This is a genomic window from Bradyrhizobium sp. IC4059 (assembly GCF_020193615.1).
In the GTDB taxonomy this organism is placed as follows: Bacteria; Pseudomonadota; Alphaproteobacteria; order Rhizobiales; family Xanthobacteraceae; genus Bradyrhizobium; species Bradyrhizobium yuanmingense.
Genome location: NZ_JADYVH010000025.1, coordinates 1 through 16,598, shown reverse-complemented (window position 1 = coordinate 16,598; position 16,598 = coordinate 1). Strand labels below are relative to the sequence as shown.

Genomic DNA, 16,598 nt, shown 5'->3' with positions numbered 1-16,598 from the left:
GGCCGGAGGTGGTGCAGGCGGCGGCGCAACGGCGGTTTGGGTTGGCGTGGTGGCGGCGGTCGCGCCCGGCGGGGGAGCCGGCGGCGCAGGAGGCGGCGCGACGGCGGCCGCGGGCGCCTGCACGGCTGCGGGCGGCGCAGCAGGAGCGGGGGGTGGGGCCGGAGCAGCCGGCGCCTGCGGGTCGACCGTGGCCTGCTGCGGGGCCGTCTCGTTCTTCTTGGCCTTCTTGGGCTTATTCTGGCCTGTGTTGTCGTAGACGCCGGGGATCTGCACCGTGCCGCGGTCCGGATCGATGCGGATGGTGCGCCCGCCATATTCAAACGTGTACTGCGCCTGCGCGGCGGTGCTCGCCAAAAGGAATGCGGCCGTGGCCAACAGCTTCCTCATTTCCGTCTCCTGAACAGGTGGTCCCCGCACCGACGCTTACGCGCCGGCTCGCTTGCAAAAAGTGATCTAGATCACTGTCGTTGCTGTGAGTCGTCTTCCGGCGGTTCCGGGTTCAATAGGCCTGGAGCCGGTCCAAAGTTTGGCGAGGCAAAGCGACGGAAGGACACGGCCTTATCCACCAGGCCGGGTAGATCTTCTTGCAGGCGCCGTCTTCCATGGCAATGTGCAGCCACTGGTCGACCGAAAAGCGGACAACTTTTCGGAAGGCAGAAATCGAAGGGAATCCTTGAAGTGACGATCTCGATCTACGAGGCCTCGGTCGGCCTGTTCGTGCCCTATTTGCGTAACCTGTCGGCGCTGCTCGACAAGGGCGTCGCGTATGCCGATGCCCGGAAGTTTGATCCGGCGATTCTGCTCGGCATGCGCCTTGCGCCGAACATGTATGACCTCGCCCAGCAGGTCGGCGAGGCCTGCCGCCATGCCACGGTCGCGCCGGCCCTGCTGGCGCAGTGCGAGCCGGTGACGCTGCCGGCGCTGGAGCACGACATGGCCGGGCTGCAGGCGCGCATCGCAACGTCCATCGAGTTCATCGAGAGCCTGTCGCGCGCGGAGATCGATGCGGCGGCGGAACGGAGTGTCTTCTTCAAATTGAAGAACGGCACCGAGCTGCCCTTCACCGGCCGGACGCTGCTGCTGACGTTCAGCGTCCCGCAATTCTTCTTTCACGTCACCACCGCCTACGACCTGCTCCGCCACGCCGGCGTCGAGCTGGTGAAGAAGGATTATCTCGGCAGGAAGTGAGGTCTTACGCTTCGCCCTTGCGCTCGTAGTCGGCGAGCGAGCTGCGGCCGGCGATTTCGCTGCGCAGCAGCTCGAAGCGCCTGTTCGCCTCATCTTGTTGGGTGTCGACGAAGCGCACCGCGGCCTCGCTCGTCATGGGACCACTGACCACGGGGGCGGATTGCTCGCCGATGGTCTCGTGGACATAGTACTGGCCGTCATCGCCGCGATGAACCGTCCATTTCAGACGGATCGCGACCATGGGTCCCGGACCAACCTTGCTGTAGCCGTCGGCATCGGTGTGCTCCGGCGCCAGCGGCTGCTCCTCGACCACGGGATGCTCGTCGATCACCGGATGCTCGTCCACGATCGGCGGTTCGTCCGACGCGATGTGCTCACGCTCTCCGGCGACCACGATTTCGGTCTCGGTCTGGCGAATGACGAGAACGGGCTCGGGGTGCTCCAGGATGCTGGCGATGGTCGCCAGCGCGTGGTCGGTCGGGTCGATCTCTGACAAGGGTCCATCCTCCAGCTCGTCGCGCCGGCCAGTCTGTCCCACCGCCGCCGCGTTTCAAGCCCATTACGCGCGTTTGATTAAGGCTGAGTTGGGGCCCGATCTGCACCAAAATGGGACGCTTCCTGGCCTTCCGAAGGCGGGCGAGCGCGCCGCCGACCTTCATAATCTCAGCCCAGCACGTCCTGGTTGATGACGTTTTGCCTGATGGGATCGCCGTCCAGCACGCTCAAAATATTGCGCGCGGTCTGCTCGCTCATGCGGCTCACCGCCTCGACCGTGACGCCGGCGACGTGCGGGGCCATGATGACGTTGGGTAGCGCGAACAGCGCGTTGCTGACCGGCGGCGGCTCCACCTCGAACACGTCGATGCCGGCGCCGGCGAGCTTTCCGGACGTCAGTGCGTCATAGAGCGCTGCTTCCTTCACGATGCCGCCGCGCGCGGTGTTGATGAGGTAGGATCTATCCTTCATGCGGCCGATCCTGTCGGCATCGAATAGGCCGACGGTCTCCGGCGTCTTCGGGCAGTGGATGGTGACGAAGTCGGCGTGAGGCAGCGCGGCATCGAGGTCGGTGACCGGCTCGCATCCGGCCGCCCTGATGTCGGCGGCGTCCTTGTAGGGATCGTAGACCTGCACCTTCATCTCGAACGCCAGGCAGCGCTTCGCTGTGCGGCTGCCGATGCGGCCGAAGCCGATGATCAGCACGGTCTTGCCGTAGAGATCGAACGGCAGCATGCCGAGCCGGTCGGCCCAGGTGCCCTCCTTGACGCAGGAATGCAGCTCCTGCGCGCGCTTGGCCAGCGTCAGCATCATGAACAGCGCCGCCTCCGCAACCGAGGGCGAATTGGCGCTGCCGGCGACCATCAGCGGCACCTTGCGGCGGGAGAGGGCGGGCACGTCGACGGCGTCGTAGCCGACGCCGATGCGGGTTACCACCTTCATGTCACGCGCGGCCTCGAGCTCGGTCTCGCCGAAGGCGGTGGCGCCCAGCGCCACGCCATGGACCGGCGCATGACTCTTCAACAAGGCCTCGAAATCCTTCGCCGAGATCAGGTTCGGAAACTCGACGAGCTCGATATCGTCCCGCTGGGTGAGGAGGGCGCGAGCCCCTTGCGACAAAGTCTGCGTAACGAAAATCTTCTTCTTGTTGGTCGCCATCGCTCCCCTACCTGCTCGCTTTTCTTGGATCGCGGCGTCACAACACGACGCCGGTCTCCTCATTTAGCAGGTGCATGTTGTTGAGGTCCATCGCCAGGCGCATGGGTGCCCCGTCCTTGGCGCCGGCATTGGGATCGACGCGGCCGCAGACCGGCGTGCCCTCGAGTCCGAAATAGACCAGCGTCTCCATGCCCATCGGTTCGGTGACGTCGAGCACGGTGTCGAAGGTCTCGACCCCGGGCGCCAGATGCGCATGCCACTCCGTGAGATGCTCGGGACGGAGGCCGAGCAGCAGCTTGTCGGTGCGTGGCAGCGCGTTGTAGCGCGCGGCGCGGGCCGGCGGCAGCGGAAAGGCAAGACGATCGGTGAGGCGGATCTGAAGCGTGCCGCCGACGTCCTCGAGCCGGCACGGGATGAAGTTCATCGCGGGCGAGCCGATGAAGCCGGCAACGAAGCGCGTCGCCGGCTTGTGGTAGAGCTCGTTCGGCGTGCCGATCTGCTCGATCTTGCCCTTGTTCATGACAACGACGCGATCGGCCAGCGTCATCGCCTCGACCTGGTCGTGGGTGACGTAGACCGTCGTGGTGCGCACCTTCTGGTGCACCTTCTTGATCTCGATCCGCATCTGCACGCGGAGCTTCGCGTCGAGATTGGACAGCGGCTCGTCGAACAGGAAGACCTTGGGATTGCGCACGATGGCCCGGCCCATGGCGACGCGCTGGCGCTGGCCGCCGGAGAGCTGCTTCGGCTTGCGGTCGATCAGATCGGTGATGTCGAGGAGGCGGGCGGCTTCCGTCACCCGCGCCTTGATCTCGGCCTTGGGATAGTGCTTCAGGCGCAGCCCGAACGACATGTTCTCCGCGACCGTCATGTGCGGGTAGAGCGCGTAATTCTGGAACACCATGGCGATGTCGCGGTCCTTCGGCGGCACGTCGTTGACGATGTCACCTCCGATCATGATGTCGCCGTCGCTGATGTCCTCGAGGCCTGCGATCATGCGCAGCGTGGTCGACTTGCCGCAGCCGGAGGGGCCGACCAGCACAATGAACTCATGGTCGGCGATGTCCAGGTCGATGCCGCGCACGGCTTCGACATCGTCGTAACGCTTCACCACCTTACGCAAGGAAACGTCGGCCATTTCAGTTCAACCCTCCGCTTTCAACCCTTTGTCGCACCGGCGGTAAGGCCGGCAATGTAGTAGTCCATCAGGAAGGCGTAGATGATGAGCGGCGGCGCGGCTCCGAGCAGCGCGCCGGTCATGATCTGTCCCCAATTGAAGACGTCGCCCTTGATCAGCGTGGTGATGATGCCGACCGGCAGAACGAGCTGGTCCGTTGAGGTCGTGAACACGAGTGGATAGAGGAATTGCGCCCAGGATACGGTGAAGGCGAAGATGGTCGCGGCGATCAGCCCGGGCAGCGCGACCGGAATGAAGATCCGCGTCAGTGTCTGAAACCAGGACGCTCCATCGATGATGGCGGCCTCGTCGAGCTCTTTGGGGATCGAGGCGAAGTAGCCGATCATGATCCAGGTGCAGAACGGGACCGTCAGCGTCGGATAGATGAAGAGCAGCACGTACCATCTGTTGATCAGCTGGACTCCCGTCCAGTCGCCGATCAGCGCGAACATCTTGAATAGCGGAATGAACAGCAGGCTGTCGGGGACGAGGTAGGTGAGGAACACGCCAGTGGCGAGTGTCGCCGAGCCCCAGAACTTCATGCGTGCGAGCGCGAACGCGGCCGGCACGCTGATCAGCATGGTGAGGGTCACCACGATGATCGAGACCCACGCCGAATTCCAGAAGAAGCGCAGGAACTGGTTGGACGTCAGCAGCTCGGCATAGTTGTCCAGCGTCGGATGGAACACCCACCAAGGGTTGGTTGCCGCCGAAATCTCGGCGCTGCTCTTCAGCGAGGTGATCAGCATGTAGAGTGGCGGCGTCAGCGAGAAGATCGCAAACAGCACCAGGAAGAAGTAGGACCAGCGCAGCGCCCAGGCGCGGTCGCGGCTCATGCTGCCGTATTTGACGTTGCGGCGCGGTCCGGCCTTGTCGATTGTCATGGTGCTCATCAGGCTTCGTTCCCGCGTTTGTTGACGTCGCGAAGGATGAAGATTGCGGCGACCGCCAGGATCGGCACCATGAACAGCGAGACGCTGGCGCCGAGCGGAATGTCGCTGCCCTCGATGCCGACCCGGAACGCCCATGTCGCAAAGATATGGGTGTGATCCAGCGGGCCTCCCGCGGTCAGGATGCGCACGATGTCGAAATTGGCGAAGGTGACGATGAGGGAGAACAGCGTGGTGATCGCGATGATGTTGCGCATCATCGGCAGCGTCACATACCAGATGCGTTGCCACCAATTGGCGCCGTCGATGGCGGCGGCCTCGTAGAGCTGATCGGGCACCGATTTTAGGGCGGCCAGATACATGATCATGAAGAAGGGCGCGCCATACCAGACGTTGACCAGGATCACGGCGAAACGCGCCCAGGCGGCGTCGCCGGTCCACGGGATGGGCCCGATACCGAAGAATGCAAGTGTGTAATTGAAGGCGCTGTAGGACGGGTCGAACAGCCAGAGCCAGGCAAGCGTGCTCATCGCGGGCGGGATCACCCAGGGCACGAGCAGCATGCCGCGCCATTTGCGCTGGCCCTTGGTCGGAATGTTGTGAACGAAATGCGCGACGACGAATCCGATCAGGGCCTTGAAGACCACGGCCGTGATGGCGAAGATGCAGGATTGCTTGACCACCAGCCAGAATGTGTCGCGCCTGAACAGGAACTCGAAATTGCCGAAGCCTACAAACTTCTGCATCGACTTGTTCAGCGTTGCCAGATGCAGCGAATAGAAGGCCGGATAGACCACGAGCAGCGTGATCAGCAGGATCAGCGGCAGCGTCATCAGGAACGCCACGGTCGATTTCCGCCTCAGGGCGTTGTGCAGGCTTGCACGTTTGTGGGCGCTCGCAGGCCGGGCGACGCCGGGTTGCCGAACTACGGCATCAGCCATGATGCATCTTCCTCGCAGGATCGTTCGCACGGAAGCCGGCGGAACCGGCTTCAGAAATTGAAGCTTGTGGCGGCAACCAGACCGGGCGGCTCACGTCCAGCGTGAGCCGCCGGTCTCTGTCTCAGCTTCGCATGAAGCCTTCGCACTCACCCTCCGCCCAAGCGAGCGTCGCCTCCATCTTCTCGCCTTGCGCGTAGCGGAGGCACATCTTGGTCAGCGTGGCCTGCGCATAGATCTGCTGGGCGATCTTGGGCGGAGCAGGAGAGGCAGCAATCGACAGCGTCTGGTGATTGTGGGGATTGGGGTAGTGATAAAGGGTGCCCTTCGGCGGCCCTTCCTCCTGCCAGGTCTTCAGCGTCGTCATGTTCGCGTAGGCCGGCAGGTCGTAACCGCCGCTCGCGGCCACGAACTTCTCGATCGATGACGGCTGCGACAGATGCGTGAGCAGGCTCTTCGCCGCTTCCTTGTTCTTGGAGAAGCTCCAGGTCCCCCAGAAATAAGGCAGGTAGGGCGCATAACGGCCTTTCGGACCGGACGGCATGCCGTGGGTCCAGCACTGCTCGGCGACCTGCGGCGCGTCGCGCTTGGCGACCGCCCACGCGCTCGGAGGATTCATGATCAGCGCGCCTTTGCCGGAGATCAGCCACTTATTGTTGGAGGCGTCATCCCAGGCGGCGACGTCGGGCGGCAGGACCGCGATAAGCTTCTTGTAGAATTCGAGCGCCTGGCGAACCGCGTCCGTCTTCACCGTGAGGTCGCCCTTGGCATTGACCAGCTCAGCGCCGAACGACTGGAAGATGGCGCCGGCAGTGTCGGTGCTGTCGGTGGTCTCGCCCAGGCCGATGCCGAAGGGCACGCCGCCTTTTTGGCAGGCCTCGGCCGCCTTCAGGAATGTCTCCATGTTCCAGTTGTCGGCCTTGGGCTGGCTGCCGGCCGGATATATTTCCTGGATATCGATATTGGCGAACTTCTTCAGGAGATCGATGCGGGAGCAGGGCCCCTTGATCTGGCTTCCGATTGTTGCGGGCACCGCAAGCCATTTGTTGCCGGCCCGTCCCAGATATTTGACGGTGCCGTTCACGTCGCCGTTCTGCTTGATGATCGGCTCCATGATGTCATTGACCGGCTCGAGCAGTTCGGCATGGGCGTGCGGCCACCATGTCGGCATCGCCAGGACATCGTGGCCTGACTTCGCCGCCGCCTCGGCCGCGATGGTGAGCTCGATCTTCTTGCCCTGGCTTGTGATGTAGTCGATGGAAATCTCGACCTTCTCCTTCGCCGCCCATTCGTTGACGAGCTCGGTCGAGGCCTTGTTGGCGCCCGGCACCCAATGGTCCCAGAAGCCGATCGAGAGCTTGCCGGCGGCGTAAGCGCCCCGGACATAGGGCGCCGAGATCAGCGCCGCGGAGGACATTGCAGTGGCAGCCACAAATTGACGTCGCGTCAGTGTCTTGCGTGACATCTCGTTTCCTCGCTTGGGTGTTGTTGTTGGAGTTTCCTCTGAGACTTCTTTCTTGAGTTCTTGTTGTCGATTTTCTTGTTGGTGCCGTCGGCCCGCGTGGGCAATTCACGCCGGTCGCAGCAAATTGGTAGCGCGATCAGATCATGATTGATCGCGTCTGTCGAGAAAGCCGAGCGGCTCCGCGTCCAAAACTCATGTTGTGCCCGGAAAGGTCGCAACGTCTGGCAAGGCGATAGGGCCGCAGGCGCAGCGCACGGTGTTTTTTTGCGACGCACACTTCGCGCCAAACGGCCTCGAACGCTGCCGTGCGCAATTGCGCCTCAGTTTCGCAAGAGGCTCGATAACCGCTTCGCGTGAAAGACCTTTCGGGCGTGGACAGCAATCGGCCGCGTCTGGACCTCGAAGTGGCGGAAACGATAGAGTTGCGCCTGGCGGCTGATCCTCGCTGACAGGCCAGATCGATGATGGAGACGAGAATGATCAAACCGGCGGCACCAGCGCGGCTTCATCTGCGGCGATGCCTGGCGCTGGGGTCTATGCTCGCGCTGTTGCTCGGGGCCGGCGCGGTGGCGAATGCTCAAGGTCTGGTCAAGGGCGTTCAGGAAGGCGCCGCGGCCGGCAACAAGGCGGCAGGTCCGGTCGGTGGTGTGCTCGGTGGCGCCATCGGCGGCGTGGTCGGCGTCTTCACCGGCGTGCTCGGTGTCGGCAACACCAACACCAGCAATCAGGCGCCGCCGCCCCGGGAGGCCGGCAAGGACGCGGCGAAGGATTCCAAGCAGCAGGGCGGGGCCAAGGACAAGGATGCCAAGAGCGCCAAGGGCAAGAGCGCCAAGGCGACCAAGGAGGCGAAGAACGCGCCGCAGGACAACAAGGGTAAAGACAACAAGGAAGTCACGGTTCTGACCCAGCCCGGTGCGCCGCAGCTGACTGCCGAGCAGATCGTCGCCAACAGCGATTCCTACATCGAGCGGATCAAGAGCGAGCTGAATCTCACGCCGGATCAGGAGAAGCACTGGTACGGCTTCTCGAGCGCGATGCACTACCTCGGGCATAATGGCGCAGAGCGGCTCAACCTGCGGATTGCGCGCGCCAAGCGCGATCCGCCCGACGACATCATCGAGCAGATGCGCAACGAGGCCCAGTTCCTGATCGATCGCGCCGGCGATCAGCGCAACGTCGCCGATGCCGCCGAGCCGCTCTTTTCCAGCCTCGACGACAAGCAGAAGCAGGTGTTCATCCAGGCAATGGTGCGCCTCAGTCACGAGCGCGGACTGGATTGATCAAGTTGAATCGGTTCGGGCGCGTGTGAATTAACGGCGCCCGCCACGAATTCGTGTATCTACAGCGCAATTCGGTTATGCTTAGCTTCGCACGGCTGATTGCGGGGTTGATATGGCGGACGGACTCTCCGTTTTCCTGGTCGAAGACGAGGCGTTGATCCGGATGATGATCGCCGACATGGTGGAGGAACTCGGCCACCACGTCGTTGCGGAGGCAGACAATGTGCGCGACGCCAGCGCCTTTGCCATGACTGCGCAGTACGATCTGGCCATCCTCGACATCAATCTGATGGGCGTCTATGTCGACCCCGTCGCCGATTTGATCGAACGTCGCGGAAAACCGTTTCTGTTCGCCACAGGCTACGGTCCGGAACTGCTGCCGTCCTTGCTCCGTCGTAGGCCGATCCTGCGCAAGCCGATCGCGATGGATCAGCTCAAGGCGATGATCGATTCGATGTTTCCGGAGCCGTCAGCCACTATCCCGAGCTGACCGATCGCGCTTTTGCCGCCTGGCGGGAAGAACTCAACCGGCAGGGTTGCGGCCATTCCTCAGCACCCTGGCAATGGTGTGAGCCGTCATGGCCGCGCGATCCGAAGCGCGCTGGGCAGCCAGCTGGTCGCGGGCCTTTTCCTCGATCAGGAGCTCGATGAGCGCCAGCCGCTTGTCTTCGCTGTCCGCTTCGCGCAACAGGCGGTGATAGCGGTGATAGTCGAAACCCGAATCCTGCTTACGCATGTCACGCCCCCGCAACCACGCCACACACGGGTAGATTGTTTCTCATCGGGAACACACAGGCAAGCAGAACCTGCCTGGAACCGCAGGTGCGCCGCAAATCAGCTGTGCATGACGGGAACTCGCCGCCTGAGACCGCTACTCAGACGGAATTGTGCTCGGCAAACGTCGTCAGGCCGAGGAAGCTCGCATCGGGCTTGATCACGAGCCTGGTCGGGATGTTGCGCAGATAATCCTGGAACCGTCCCTTGGCTTCGAAGCGCGCCCGGAACGCGGAGGCGGCGAGGAACTCGCGGAAGCGCGGCACGATTCCGCCGGCGACATAGACGCCGCCGCGGGCGCCGAAGGTCACCGCGAGATTGCCGGCGACCGAGCCGAGGATGGCGCAAAACATTTCGAGCGTCGCGCGGCTGACCGGACAGCTGTTCTCCAGGGCCGCCTTGGTGATCCCGGCGGCATCGCGATGCGGCACCTGGACGCCGTCGATCTCAGCCAACGCTTCATACAGGTTTTGCAGCCCCGAGCCCGAGAGGGCACCGCGCTCGATCGAGACATGGCCGAGGCGCTGCCGCAAGCAGGCGATCACGCGCTCCTCGCGCTCGTTCTCCGCCGGCAGGGTCGCATGTCCAGCCTCGGTAACGACGGCCAGGCGCGAACCATGGCGGTCGACCAGGCAGGACACACCAAATCCGGTTCCGGGCCCCACGACCAGCAACGGCTCGCCGGCCAGGCCGTCGCCGCCGCCGAGTGGGACCAGGTCTGAAGGCTCCAAGGCAGGCAGGGACCAGGCCACCACCTCGAAATCGTTCAGCACATGGACGCTGTCGAAGCCGAGCGCGGACTGCAGCTCGTTGCCGTCGATGACCCAGGGACTGTTGGTCATGACGCAGCGATTGTTGGTGACGGGACCCGCCACGGCCAGCACCGCGCGATGGGGCTGCTCGCCGTTGGACCGGCGCGCCAAAACGTCAGCGATGGCTTCACGCACGGTCGGGAAGTCGGCGACCTTGACATAGTCGATCGGTCCGGTCTGACCGCTCGGGCTCAGCGCGAAGCGCGCATTGGTGCCGCCGATATCGGCGAGAAGAATTTTTCCGGTCTTGCCGATATTCATGGCCTCATCGCCGCCACGACCTTCAGGCCCTGGCAGCCCTGTCCTCCGCTGCTTCGACCCGATCCGCCTGGCGCGGGCGGTGCGAGAATCTGCCCTTGGGTGCGCCTAGTCAACACGGACGAGGTCAAACCGTTGCATCGTGGCGGCCAGGGTGACCAATTCGCGCAGCTGCCGCGCGTGCCAGTGGTTGCGAAGCCGCGCGGGAAGGCCGACACTGAGGTGGTCGCCCGGCGCCGTCGCGCCCGGCAGATCGAAATGGGACGGCGATGAAGATTTCCGACCGCGACGTGTTGCTGGTGATCGACGTGCAGAACGACTTCTGCACCGGCGGGGCGCTGGCGGTACCAGGGGGCGAGAAGGTCGTACCCGCCATCAACAGGATCGCCCAAAAATTCGCCAATCTGGTGCTGACCCAGGACTGGCATCCGAGCGACCACGTCTCGTTCGCGCCGAACCATGCCGGCAAGCAGCCGTTCGAGACCATCGAGCTCGACTATGGCCGGCAGGTGCTGTGGCCGACGCATTGCGTGCAAGGCACGGCCGGCGCGGAATTTCATCGCGATCTCCACGTGACACGGGCAAGCCTCGTGGTGCGCAAGGGCTTTCGCCGCGGCATCGATTCCTATTCGGCGTTGTTCGAGAACGACCATCGGACACCGACCGGATTGCTTGGTTATTTGCGCGAACGCGAGCTGAAGACCGTCTTTGTCGCAGGTCTGGCGCTGGACTTCTGCGTCCGCTTCTCGGCGGAAGATGCGCGGAAGGCAGGGTTGGAGGTTGCCGTCATCGAGGATGCCTGTCGCGGCATCGATCTCGACGGCTCGGTCGCGGCGACCCATCGGAGTTTTCGGGACCTCGGCATTGCCGTCGTGAGCCTCGAGGCGTTTCTGTGAGGATGTCGAGGTAGCCATGGTGGACAAGACCTCCAAACCGCCACGCAGGTCAGCCCAGGCTCATGATGATCCACGGCTCTGGCCGTTTGCGGCAGCGCAGCTCGCCATGGATGCCTGCTTCTGGTGGCTGGAGCGGGCACCCGAGCAACAGGATGACAGCAGCCTGCCTTGGACGACGCCGAGCCGCGTTGCGTTGGAGCTCCCGACGATGGACTTGCGCGATTGCTCGCAGACCCGGTCCGGCCAGCCGGCGCTGGTCTGCGCGCCCTATGCGCTGCACCGGGCCCTGATCGCCGATTTCGCCCCAGGCCACAGCGTGGTGCAGTCGCTGCAAAACGGCGGCATCGACCGGATCTATCTCACCGACTGGCGGTCAGCGACGCCGGACATGCGCTATCTCTCGATCGACAGCTATCTCGGCGATCTCAACGTCGCCATCGACGAGATCGGCGCGCCGGTCGATCTCGTCGGGCTGTGCCAGGGCGGGTGGCTGTCGCTGCTCTATGCCGCGCGCTTTCCAGGCAAGGTGCGGCGGCTGGTTCTGGTCGGTGCTCCCGTGGACCTGTCGATCGAGTCCTCGCTGGCCCGGCTCGCCCGCAACGCGCCCGAGCTGGTCTATGACCAGCTCGTCGCGCGTGGCGGCGGCAATGTCAGCGGCGAGGAGATGCTGCGCTTCTGGTCCAAAACCCCTGACAACGACGATATCAGGACGGCATTGCAGCGGGATCTCTCGGACGAGCAGGGCTCCGAGCTGCTGGCGCGGTTCGACCGCTGGAACACCGAGACGCTCAACTTGCCGGGCACTTATTATCTCGAGATCGTCAACGCGATCTTCCGGGAGAACCGCATCGCCGAGGGCCGTTTCGTCGCGCTCGGGCGCCCGATCGATCTGAAGGACGTCAAGGCGCCGATCTTCCTGCTCGCCGGCCTCGACGACGATGTAGTGCCAGCGACGCAAGCGCTGGCCACCGCGGGGCTCGTCGGTACGCCACCTGCCTTCGTTGCAGCGGCATCCGAGCCCAGCAACCACCTCGGCCTGTTCATGGGCGCGCGCACCCATGCGCATGCCTGGCCCCGGATCGCCGGGTGGCTGCGCGGCGATCTGCCCGGCGTGCTGGCCCGCAGCGCCTGACCTCGCCGGCACTGGACCGGATGGGGCGCAAATCCGTTATGCATGACGGCGGATGGCCTGCACGGGGCCAGATCGATGGGCTAAATATGACCGGAGCTGACGGCTTTGGCCGCCGGCGAGAGATTTGAGGGTACTGCGCTCGATGACTTTCCACTCGATTTACGCCCACGGATTTGCGCGCGTGGCAGCCTGCGTGACCACCTCCCACGTCGCCGATCCCAGCGCCAACGTGAAGGCCGTGTTGGCGGCGGCCAATGCCTGCCATGAGCAGTCGGTCGCGGTCGCGGTGTTTCCCGAGCTGTGCCTGTCCGGTTATGCGATCGAGGACCTGGTAAAGCAGGATCCGCTGCTTGATGCGGTCGAGCGCGGGCTTGCAAGCGTCGTTGCGGCCTCGGCGGGGCTGATGACGGTCCTGATCGTCGGGGCGCCGCTGCGCTTCGGCAATCGCATCTACAACTGCGCCGTCGTCATTCATCGCGGCAACGTCCTCGGCGTCGTGCCGAAATCTTACTTGCCGACCTATCGCGAGTTCTACGAGGGACGGCATTTCGCCTCCGGCGCCGGCATCGCCGGTGAGACCATCGCCTTTGGCGGCCTGCATGCGCCGTTCGGCGTTGATCTCCTGTTCGCGGCCGAGGACGTTCCGGGCCTCACCATTGGCGTCGAGATCTGCGAGGACATGTGGATCCCGGTGACGCCGGCCTCGGAGCTCGCGCTTGCGGGCGCGAGCGTGCTGATCAACCTCTCGGGCAGCCCGATCACGATCGGCCGGGCGCGCTCGCGCGCGTTGCTGTGCCAATCGACCTCGGCGCGCTGCCTCGCGGCTTACGTTTATTCCGCGGCCGGGGCCGGAGAATCCACCACCGATCTCGCTTGGGACGGTCAGACCTCGATCTACGAGAACGGCGTGCTGCTGGCCGAGGGTGAGCGGTTCCGCCAGGGCGGCCAGATCACGCTGGCTGACGTCGACCTCGACCTGCTCCGGCAGGAGCGCGCGCTGATGGGAACGTTCGACGACAACCGGCGGCAGCGCGAGGCGTTTTTCCGCAAGGTGACATTTGCCCTGAAGCCGCCGGCCGCCGATATCGGCTTCCTGCGCAAGGTCGAGCGCTTTCCATTCGTGCCGAGCGATGAGAGCCTGCTCGAGCAGGACTGCTACGAGGCCTACAACATCCAGGTCGCCGGGCTGGTGCAGCGCATGCGCGCCACCAGTACCAAGCGCGTGGTGATCGGCGTGTCGGGCGGCCTCGATTCCACCCACGCCCTGATCGTCGCCGCCAAGGCGGTCGACCTGCTCGGCCTGCCGCGCGAGAACATCCTGGCCTACACCATGCCGGGCTTTGCCACCGGCAGCGAGAGCAAGACCAACGCGCTCGCGCTGATGAAGGCGTTGCAGACGAGCTGGCAGGAGCTCGACATCCGCACCACGGCGACGCAGATGCTGAAGGATATCGGCCATCCCTTCGGCAAGGGCGAGAAGGTCTACGACGTCACCTTCGAGAACGTGCAGGCCGGCCTGCGCACGGATTATTTGTTTCGGCTCGCCAACCATCACGGCGGCATCGTGATCGGAACCGGCGATCTCTCCGAGCTCGCGCTCGGCTGGTGCACCTATGGTGTCGGCGACCAGATGGCGCATTATAACGTCAACGCCGGCGTGCCGAAGACGCTGATCCAGCATCTGATCCGCTGGGTGATCTCCTCCAAGCAGTTCAGCGACGACGTCAACCGGACGCTTGGCTCGATCCTTGTGGCCGAGATCTCGCCGGAACTCGTGCCCGTCGAGGCCGGCCAGAAGCCGCAGAGCACGGAAGCGTCCGTCGGGCCTTACGAACTGCAGGACTTCAACCTGTTCTATACGCTGCGCTTCGGCATGCGGCCGTCCAAGATCGCCTTCATGGCGCTTCAGGCATGGAAGGACGTTGCCAAGGGCGAATGGCCACCGGCCTTCCCGAGCGATCGGCGCCGGGCCTATGATCTGCCGGAGATCCGCCGCTGGCTCGAAGTGTTCCTGCGCCGCTTCTTCGCCTTCAGCCAGTTCAAGCGCTCGGCCATGCCGAACGGGCCGAAGGTCTCGGCCGGCGGTTCATTGTCGCCGCGTGGCGATTGGCGCGCGCCCTCGGATTCGAGTGCAGCGGCATGGCTCGAGGATCTCGAGCGGAACGTGCCGAACTGATCGGGGCAGCGGATCGGTGGGGATGATCGGATGTCAGCTGGCGATGAAGCGGAAGCGGGTGAGGAGGCCAGGGTCGTCAACGGCCTCTACATCTTCGACATCGAGATGCGGGACGGCAAGCGTGGGCAGGCCAGGGGCGTGGTCGTGCTCAGCGACGGCCGCATCATGGGCGGCGACAGCTACTTCTACTACACCGGCAGCTACACCTTCCGGAACGGCAAGTGGCGGGGCGACATGATCGTCAATCAGCACACCGAGGCGGTCGGCAGGACGCTCGCATTCGGCGGCAGGGAGGTCACCTGCGGCTTTTCCGGCGACTATTTCCCCGGCGGTGCGGAAGTCGAAGGCATGGCGCTGGTCGGCAAGACCAGCGTGACGTTCACGGCGCGGCTGACGCTGAAGGATGCGATGTAATGGCGACTTGATTGGCTCACCTCCACGACTGCGTTCCTGCTCAGGAACCTTCGTACGAACAGAACGTTCGCGTTTATTGTTGCGAATTGTCGAGGAGAGGGACCATGCGTCAACATTTGATGTTATCGACTGCGGCCGTCGGGCTCATGCTCGCATCCGGCCTTGCCTATGCCCAGGCGCCCGGTGAGCGCAGGGACGAGCCGAAACGGACCGAGGAGCCGGCCAAGGGCGCTTCTCCGCAGCGCGGTGGTGCGGCTCAAGAACGCGTTCAAGAGCGCGCGCAAGGCGCCCAAGAGCGGCTTCAGGGCGCAGGCCGCGAGGATCGAGGCGGCGCTGCCAAGAGCGAGGCAAGTGACGACAAGCGCCAGCCGGCGACGGCCTCGGAGCGCAATCAACCGAAGGCGAGGGACCAGGCACAAGACTCTCGCGAGCCTTCGCGCGATCGCAACCGGGAGGCCGAGAGCACCAAGCCCGGACGCGATGCGGGCAAGAGCGGTGCGGAAACCAAGCAGGACAAGGCTGCGCAGGACAAGGCTGCGCCGCAGAAATCAACCGCCGAATCCGAGAGATCCAAGACTGGCCCGACGACTGGTCCGGCTGGCCAGCAGAACGAGCGCACCGGAGCTACAGCCAACCAGAACGAGCGCAACCAGGCCCAGCCGCCGCGCAGTGCCGCCGAGCAGCAACAGAGCAACCAGCCGGCCACTGCGACGGATACCAGCCGCGCGGCACCGACCAACAACGCACAGACCGCGCCCGGCTCCACGGGCACGCAGACCAACCAGGCCAATCAGACCACGCAGACCAACACGCAGGTCAACCAGCAGGCCCAGGTGACGACCGAGAGGCAGGTGCGGATCTCCGAAACGGTGAGCCGCGCACGCCTGGCGCAGCCGGAGCGCAATCTGAACATCTCGATCCGGGTTGGCGAAACGATTCCCTCGCGCGTGCGTCTGCATCGGCTGCCGCCCGAGATCGTCTCGATCGAGCCTGCATATCGGGGCTACGAATATTTCACGACGGAAGACGAGGTCATTATCGTGGAGCCGCGCTCGCATCGCATCGTCAGCCAAGTACCCCGCGATCCGTCGCGGGCCCGGGCCCAAATGGGTGGCAGCACCTCCTCGTCGTCAGGCATGGCGGCGGCCGGCGGAAACACCATGGTGAACTGCCAGATCATGCGACGTGATGCTTCCGGCAACGTCGCCCAGGCGGAGCCGACCACCGTGGGCTCGACTGCGCGCACCGATTCCCTGAGCGTGATCGTCCAGATGCCTGGCGGCGGCTCGTCCACGCCGATCGCTCTCGGCGCTCCCGCGGGCAACATCGTGGTCGCGACGCAAGGGCAGGGCGATTGCACGGTGACGCTGGAGCCGCAGACACGCTAAGCGCCGAAACAAAGAGGCTCTGAAACGACAACGCGCCGCCCGGATGCCCCACCGGACGGCGCGTTGCTGCGTTCAATCTAAAAAGTTTCGAGGTCCGGAGTGCCTAGGAGTCCGGACCTCGTCACCTTGCCCCAGCCTTCAATCCCCCGCCCCATGT

16 protein-coding genes and 1 pseudogene are annotated in these 16,598 nt (G+C 64.4%); 8 read left to right on the top strand and 9 right to left on the bottom strand.

The genetic code is table 11. From position 1 onward, the window contains the following. Positions 1-387 (bottom strand): annotated as a pseudogene (locus I6F12_RS36730) (DUF2147 domain-containing protein); the annotation flags it as partial. 303 nt (positions 388-690) lie between these two features. Here I6F12_RS36730 and I6F12_RS36725 point away from each other — a divergent pair. Next, positions 691-1,188 carry a DUF1993 domain-containing protein gene (locus I6F12_RS36725; RefSeq protein ID WP_225158510.1) on the top strand — a complete coding sequence of 166 codons (498 nt, stop codon included), beginning with the start codon at positions 691-693 and terminating at the stop codon, positions 1,186-1,188. A gap of 4 nt (positions 1,189-1,192) precedes the next feature. On the opposite strand, the gene I6F12_RS36720 is transcribed toward I6F12_RS36725, so the two are convergent. The 6 genes from I6F12_RS36720 to I6F12_RS36695 form a co-directional block, all read right to left on the bottom strand. Beyond that, positions 1,193-1,684, bottom strand: coding sequence for a hypothetical protein (locus tag I6F12_RS36720; protein ID WP_036012421.1), 492 nt, complete (start codon positions 1,682-1,684; stop codon positions 1,193-1,195). A gap of 167 nt (positions 1,685-1,851) precedes the next feature. Next, entirely contained in the window at positions 1,852-2,841 is a 990-nt protein-coding gene (locus I6F12_RS36715; protein ID WP_225138492.1) for a hydroxyacid dehydrogenase, read from the bottom strand. A 37-nt stretch (positions 2,842-2,878) separates the two neighbouring features. Beyond that, positions 2,879-3,979: a sn-glycerol-3-phosphate ABC transporter ATP-binding protein UgpC gene (gene ugpC / locus I6F12_RS36710; protein WP_036028079.1), complete on the bottom strand. Its 1,101-nt coding sequence runs from the start codon at positions 3,977-3,979 to the stop codon at positions 2,879-2,881. 20 nt (positions 3,980-3,999) lie between these two features. After that, complete coding sequence (locus I6F12_RS36705; protein ID WP_036012407.1) at positions 4,000-4,911, bottom strand: carbohydrate ABC transporter permease; 912 nt, start codon at positions 4,909-4,911, stop codon at positions 4,000-4,002. Continuing rightward, positions 4,911-5,849 (bottom strand): sugar ABC transporter permease, encoded by a 939-nt coding sequence (locus I6F12_RS36700; protein WP_225158509.1) that lies wholly within the window; start codon positions 5,847-5,849, stop codon positions 4,911-4,913. The genes I6F12_RS36705 and I6F12_RS36700 overlap by 1 nt, the downstream gene beginning before the upstream one ends. 121 nt (positions 5,850-5,970) lie before the next feature. Beyond that, complete coding sequence (locus tag I6F12_RS36695) at positions 5,971-7,311, bottom strand: extracellular solute-binding protein (RefSeq protein WP_036012401.1); 1,341 nt, start codon at positions 7,309-7,311, stop codon at positions 5,971-5,973. Between the two features lie 476 nt (positions 7,312-7,787). On the opposite strand from I6F12_RS36695, the gene I6F12_RS36690 reads away from it, so the two are divergent. Together I6F12_RS36690 and I6F12_RS36685 are read left to right on the top strand one after the other, a co-directional pair. Then, positions 7,788-8,591, top strand: a complete 804-nt coding sequence (locus I6F12_RS36690) for a Spy/CpxP family protein refolding chaperone (protein WP_036012400.1) — start codon at positions 7,788-7,790, stop codon at positions 8,589-8,591. A gap of 112 nt (positions 8,592-8,703) precedes the next feature. Continuing rightward, entirely contained in the window at positions 8,704-9,081 is a 378-nt protein-coding gene (locus I6F12_RS36685; RefSeq protein WP_036012398.1) for a response regulator, read from the top strand. 33 nt (positions 9,082-9,114) lie between these two features. On the opposite strand, the gene I6F12_RS36680 is transcribed toward I6F12_RS36685, so the two are convergent. Further along, positions 9,115-9,327: a hypothetical protein gene (locus tag I6F12_RS36680; RefSeq protein WP_036039656.1), complete on the bottom strand. Its 213-nt coding sequence runs from the start codon at positions 9,325-9,327 to the stop codon at positions 9,115-9,117. A gap of 139 nt (positions 9,328-9,466) precedes the next feature. Further along, positions 9,467-10,438 carry a glucokinase gene (glk, locus tag I6F12_RS36675; protein WP_225158508.1) on the bottom strand — a complete coding sequence of 324 codons (972 nt, stop codon included), beginning with the start codon at positions 10,436-10,438 and terminating at the stop codon, positions 9,467-9,469. Between the two features lie 266 nt (positions 10,439-10,704). Between glk and pncA the strand changes: the two genes are divergently transcribed. The 5 genes from pncA to I6F12_RS36650 all read left to right on the top strand — a co-directional run bounded on the left by pncA (position 10,705) and on the right by I6F12_RS36650 (position 16,441). Then, entirely contained in the window at positions 10,705-11,331 is a 627-nt protein-coding gene (gene pncA / locus I6F12_RS36670) for a bifunctional nicotinamidase/pyrazinamidase (protein WP_036028076.1), read from the top strand. A 16-nt stretch (positions 11,332-11,347) separates the two neighbouring features. Beyond that, positions 11,348-12,463, top strand: coding sequence for an alpha/beta fold hydrolase (locus I6F12_RS36665; protein WP_036028075.1), 1,116 nt, complete (start codon positions 11,348-11,350; stop codon positions 12,461-12,463). Between the two features lie 142 nt (positions 12,464-12,605). Further along, the gene (locus I6F12_RS36660) at positions 12,606-14,639 is read left to right on the top strand and encodes an NAD(+) synthase (RefSeq protein ID WP_225145727.1); all 2,034 of its coding nucleotides are present in this window, start codon (positions 12,606-12,608) and stop codon (positions 14,637-14,639) included. Positions 14,640-14,669: 30 nt separating this feature from the next. Then, positions 14,670-15,053: a GrlR family regulatory protein gene (locus tag I6F12_RS36655; RefSeq protein WP_036012369.1), complete on the top strand. Its 384-nt coding sequence runs from the start codon at positions 14,670-14,672 to the stop codon at positions 15,051-15,053. A 104-nt stretch (positions 15,054-15,157) separates the two neighbouring features. Then, on the top strand, positions 15,158-16,441 hold the full coding sequence (locus I6F12_RS36650) for a DUF1236 domain-containing protein (RefSeq protein ID WP_225148767.1): 1,284 nt from the start codon (positions 15,158-15,160) through the stop codon (positions 16,439-16,441). The last annotated feature ends 157 nt before the right edge of the window (positions 16,442-16,598 follow it).

Excerpts from the sequence above, each read along its gene's own strand:
- I6F12_RS36715 (WP_225138492.1), bottom strand. The coding sequence starts at position 2,841 with ATGGCGACCAACAAGAAGAAGATTTTCGTTACGCAGACTTTGTCGCAA.
- ugpC (WP_036028079.1), bottom strand. The coding sequence starts at position 3,979 with ATGGCCGACGTTTCCTTGCGTAAGGTGGTGAAGCGTTACGACGATGTC.
- I6F12_RS36705 (WP_036012407.1), bottom strand. The coding sequence starts at position 4,911 with ATGAGCACCATGACAATCGACAAGGCCGGACCGCGCCGCAACGTCAAA.
- I6F12_RS36700 (WP_225158509.1), bottom strand. The coding sequence starts at position 5,849 with ATGGCTGATGCCGTAGTTCGGCAACCCGGCGTCGCCCGGCCTGCGAGC.
- I6F12_RS36695 (WP_036012401.1), bottom strand. The coding sequence starts at position 7,311 with ATGTCACGCAAGACACTGACGCGACGTCAATTTGTGGCTGCCACTGCA.
- I6F12_RS36690 (WP_036012400.1), top strand. The coding sequence starts at position 7,788 with ATGATCAAACCGGCGGCACCAGCGCGGCTTCATCTGCGGCGATGCCTG.
- I6F12_RS36685 (WP_036012398.1), top strand. The coding sequence starts at position 8,704 with ATGGCGGACGGACTCTCCGTTTTCCTGGTCGAAGACGAGGCGTTGATC.
- I6F12_RS36680 (WP_036039656.1), bottom strand. The coding sequence starts at position 9,327 with ATGCGTAAGCAGGATTCGGGTTTCGACTATCACCGCTATCACCGCCTG.
- glk (WP_225158508.1), bottom strand. The coding sequence starts at position 10,438 with ATGAATATCGGCAAGACCGGAAAAATTCTTCTCGCCGATATCGGCGGC.
- pncA (WP_036028076.1), top strand. The coding sequence starts at position 10,705 with ATGAAGATTTCCGACCGCGACGTGTTGCTGGTGATCGACGTGCAGAAC.
- I6F12_RS36665 (WP_036028075.1), top strand. The coding sequence starts at position 11,348 with ATGGTGGACAAGACCTCCAAACCGCCACGCAGGTCAGCCCAGGCTCAT.
- I6F12_RS36660 (WP_225145727.1), top strand. The coding sequence starts at position 12,606 with ATGACTTTCCACTCGATTTACGCCCACGGATTTGCGCGCGTGGCAGCC.
- I6F12_RS36655 (WP_036012369.1), top strand. The coding sequence starts at position 14,670 with ATGTCAGCTGGCGATGAAGCGGAAGCGGGTGAGGAGGCCAGGGTCGTC.
- I6F12_RS36650 (WP_225148767.1), top strand. The coding sequence starts at position 15,158 with ATGCGTCAACATTTGATGTTATCGACTGCGGCCGTCGGGCTCATGCTC.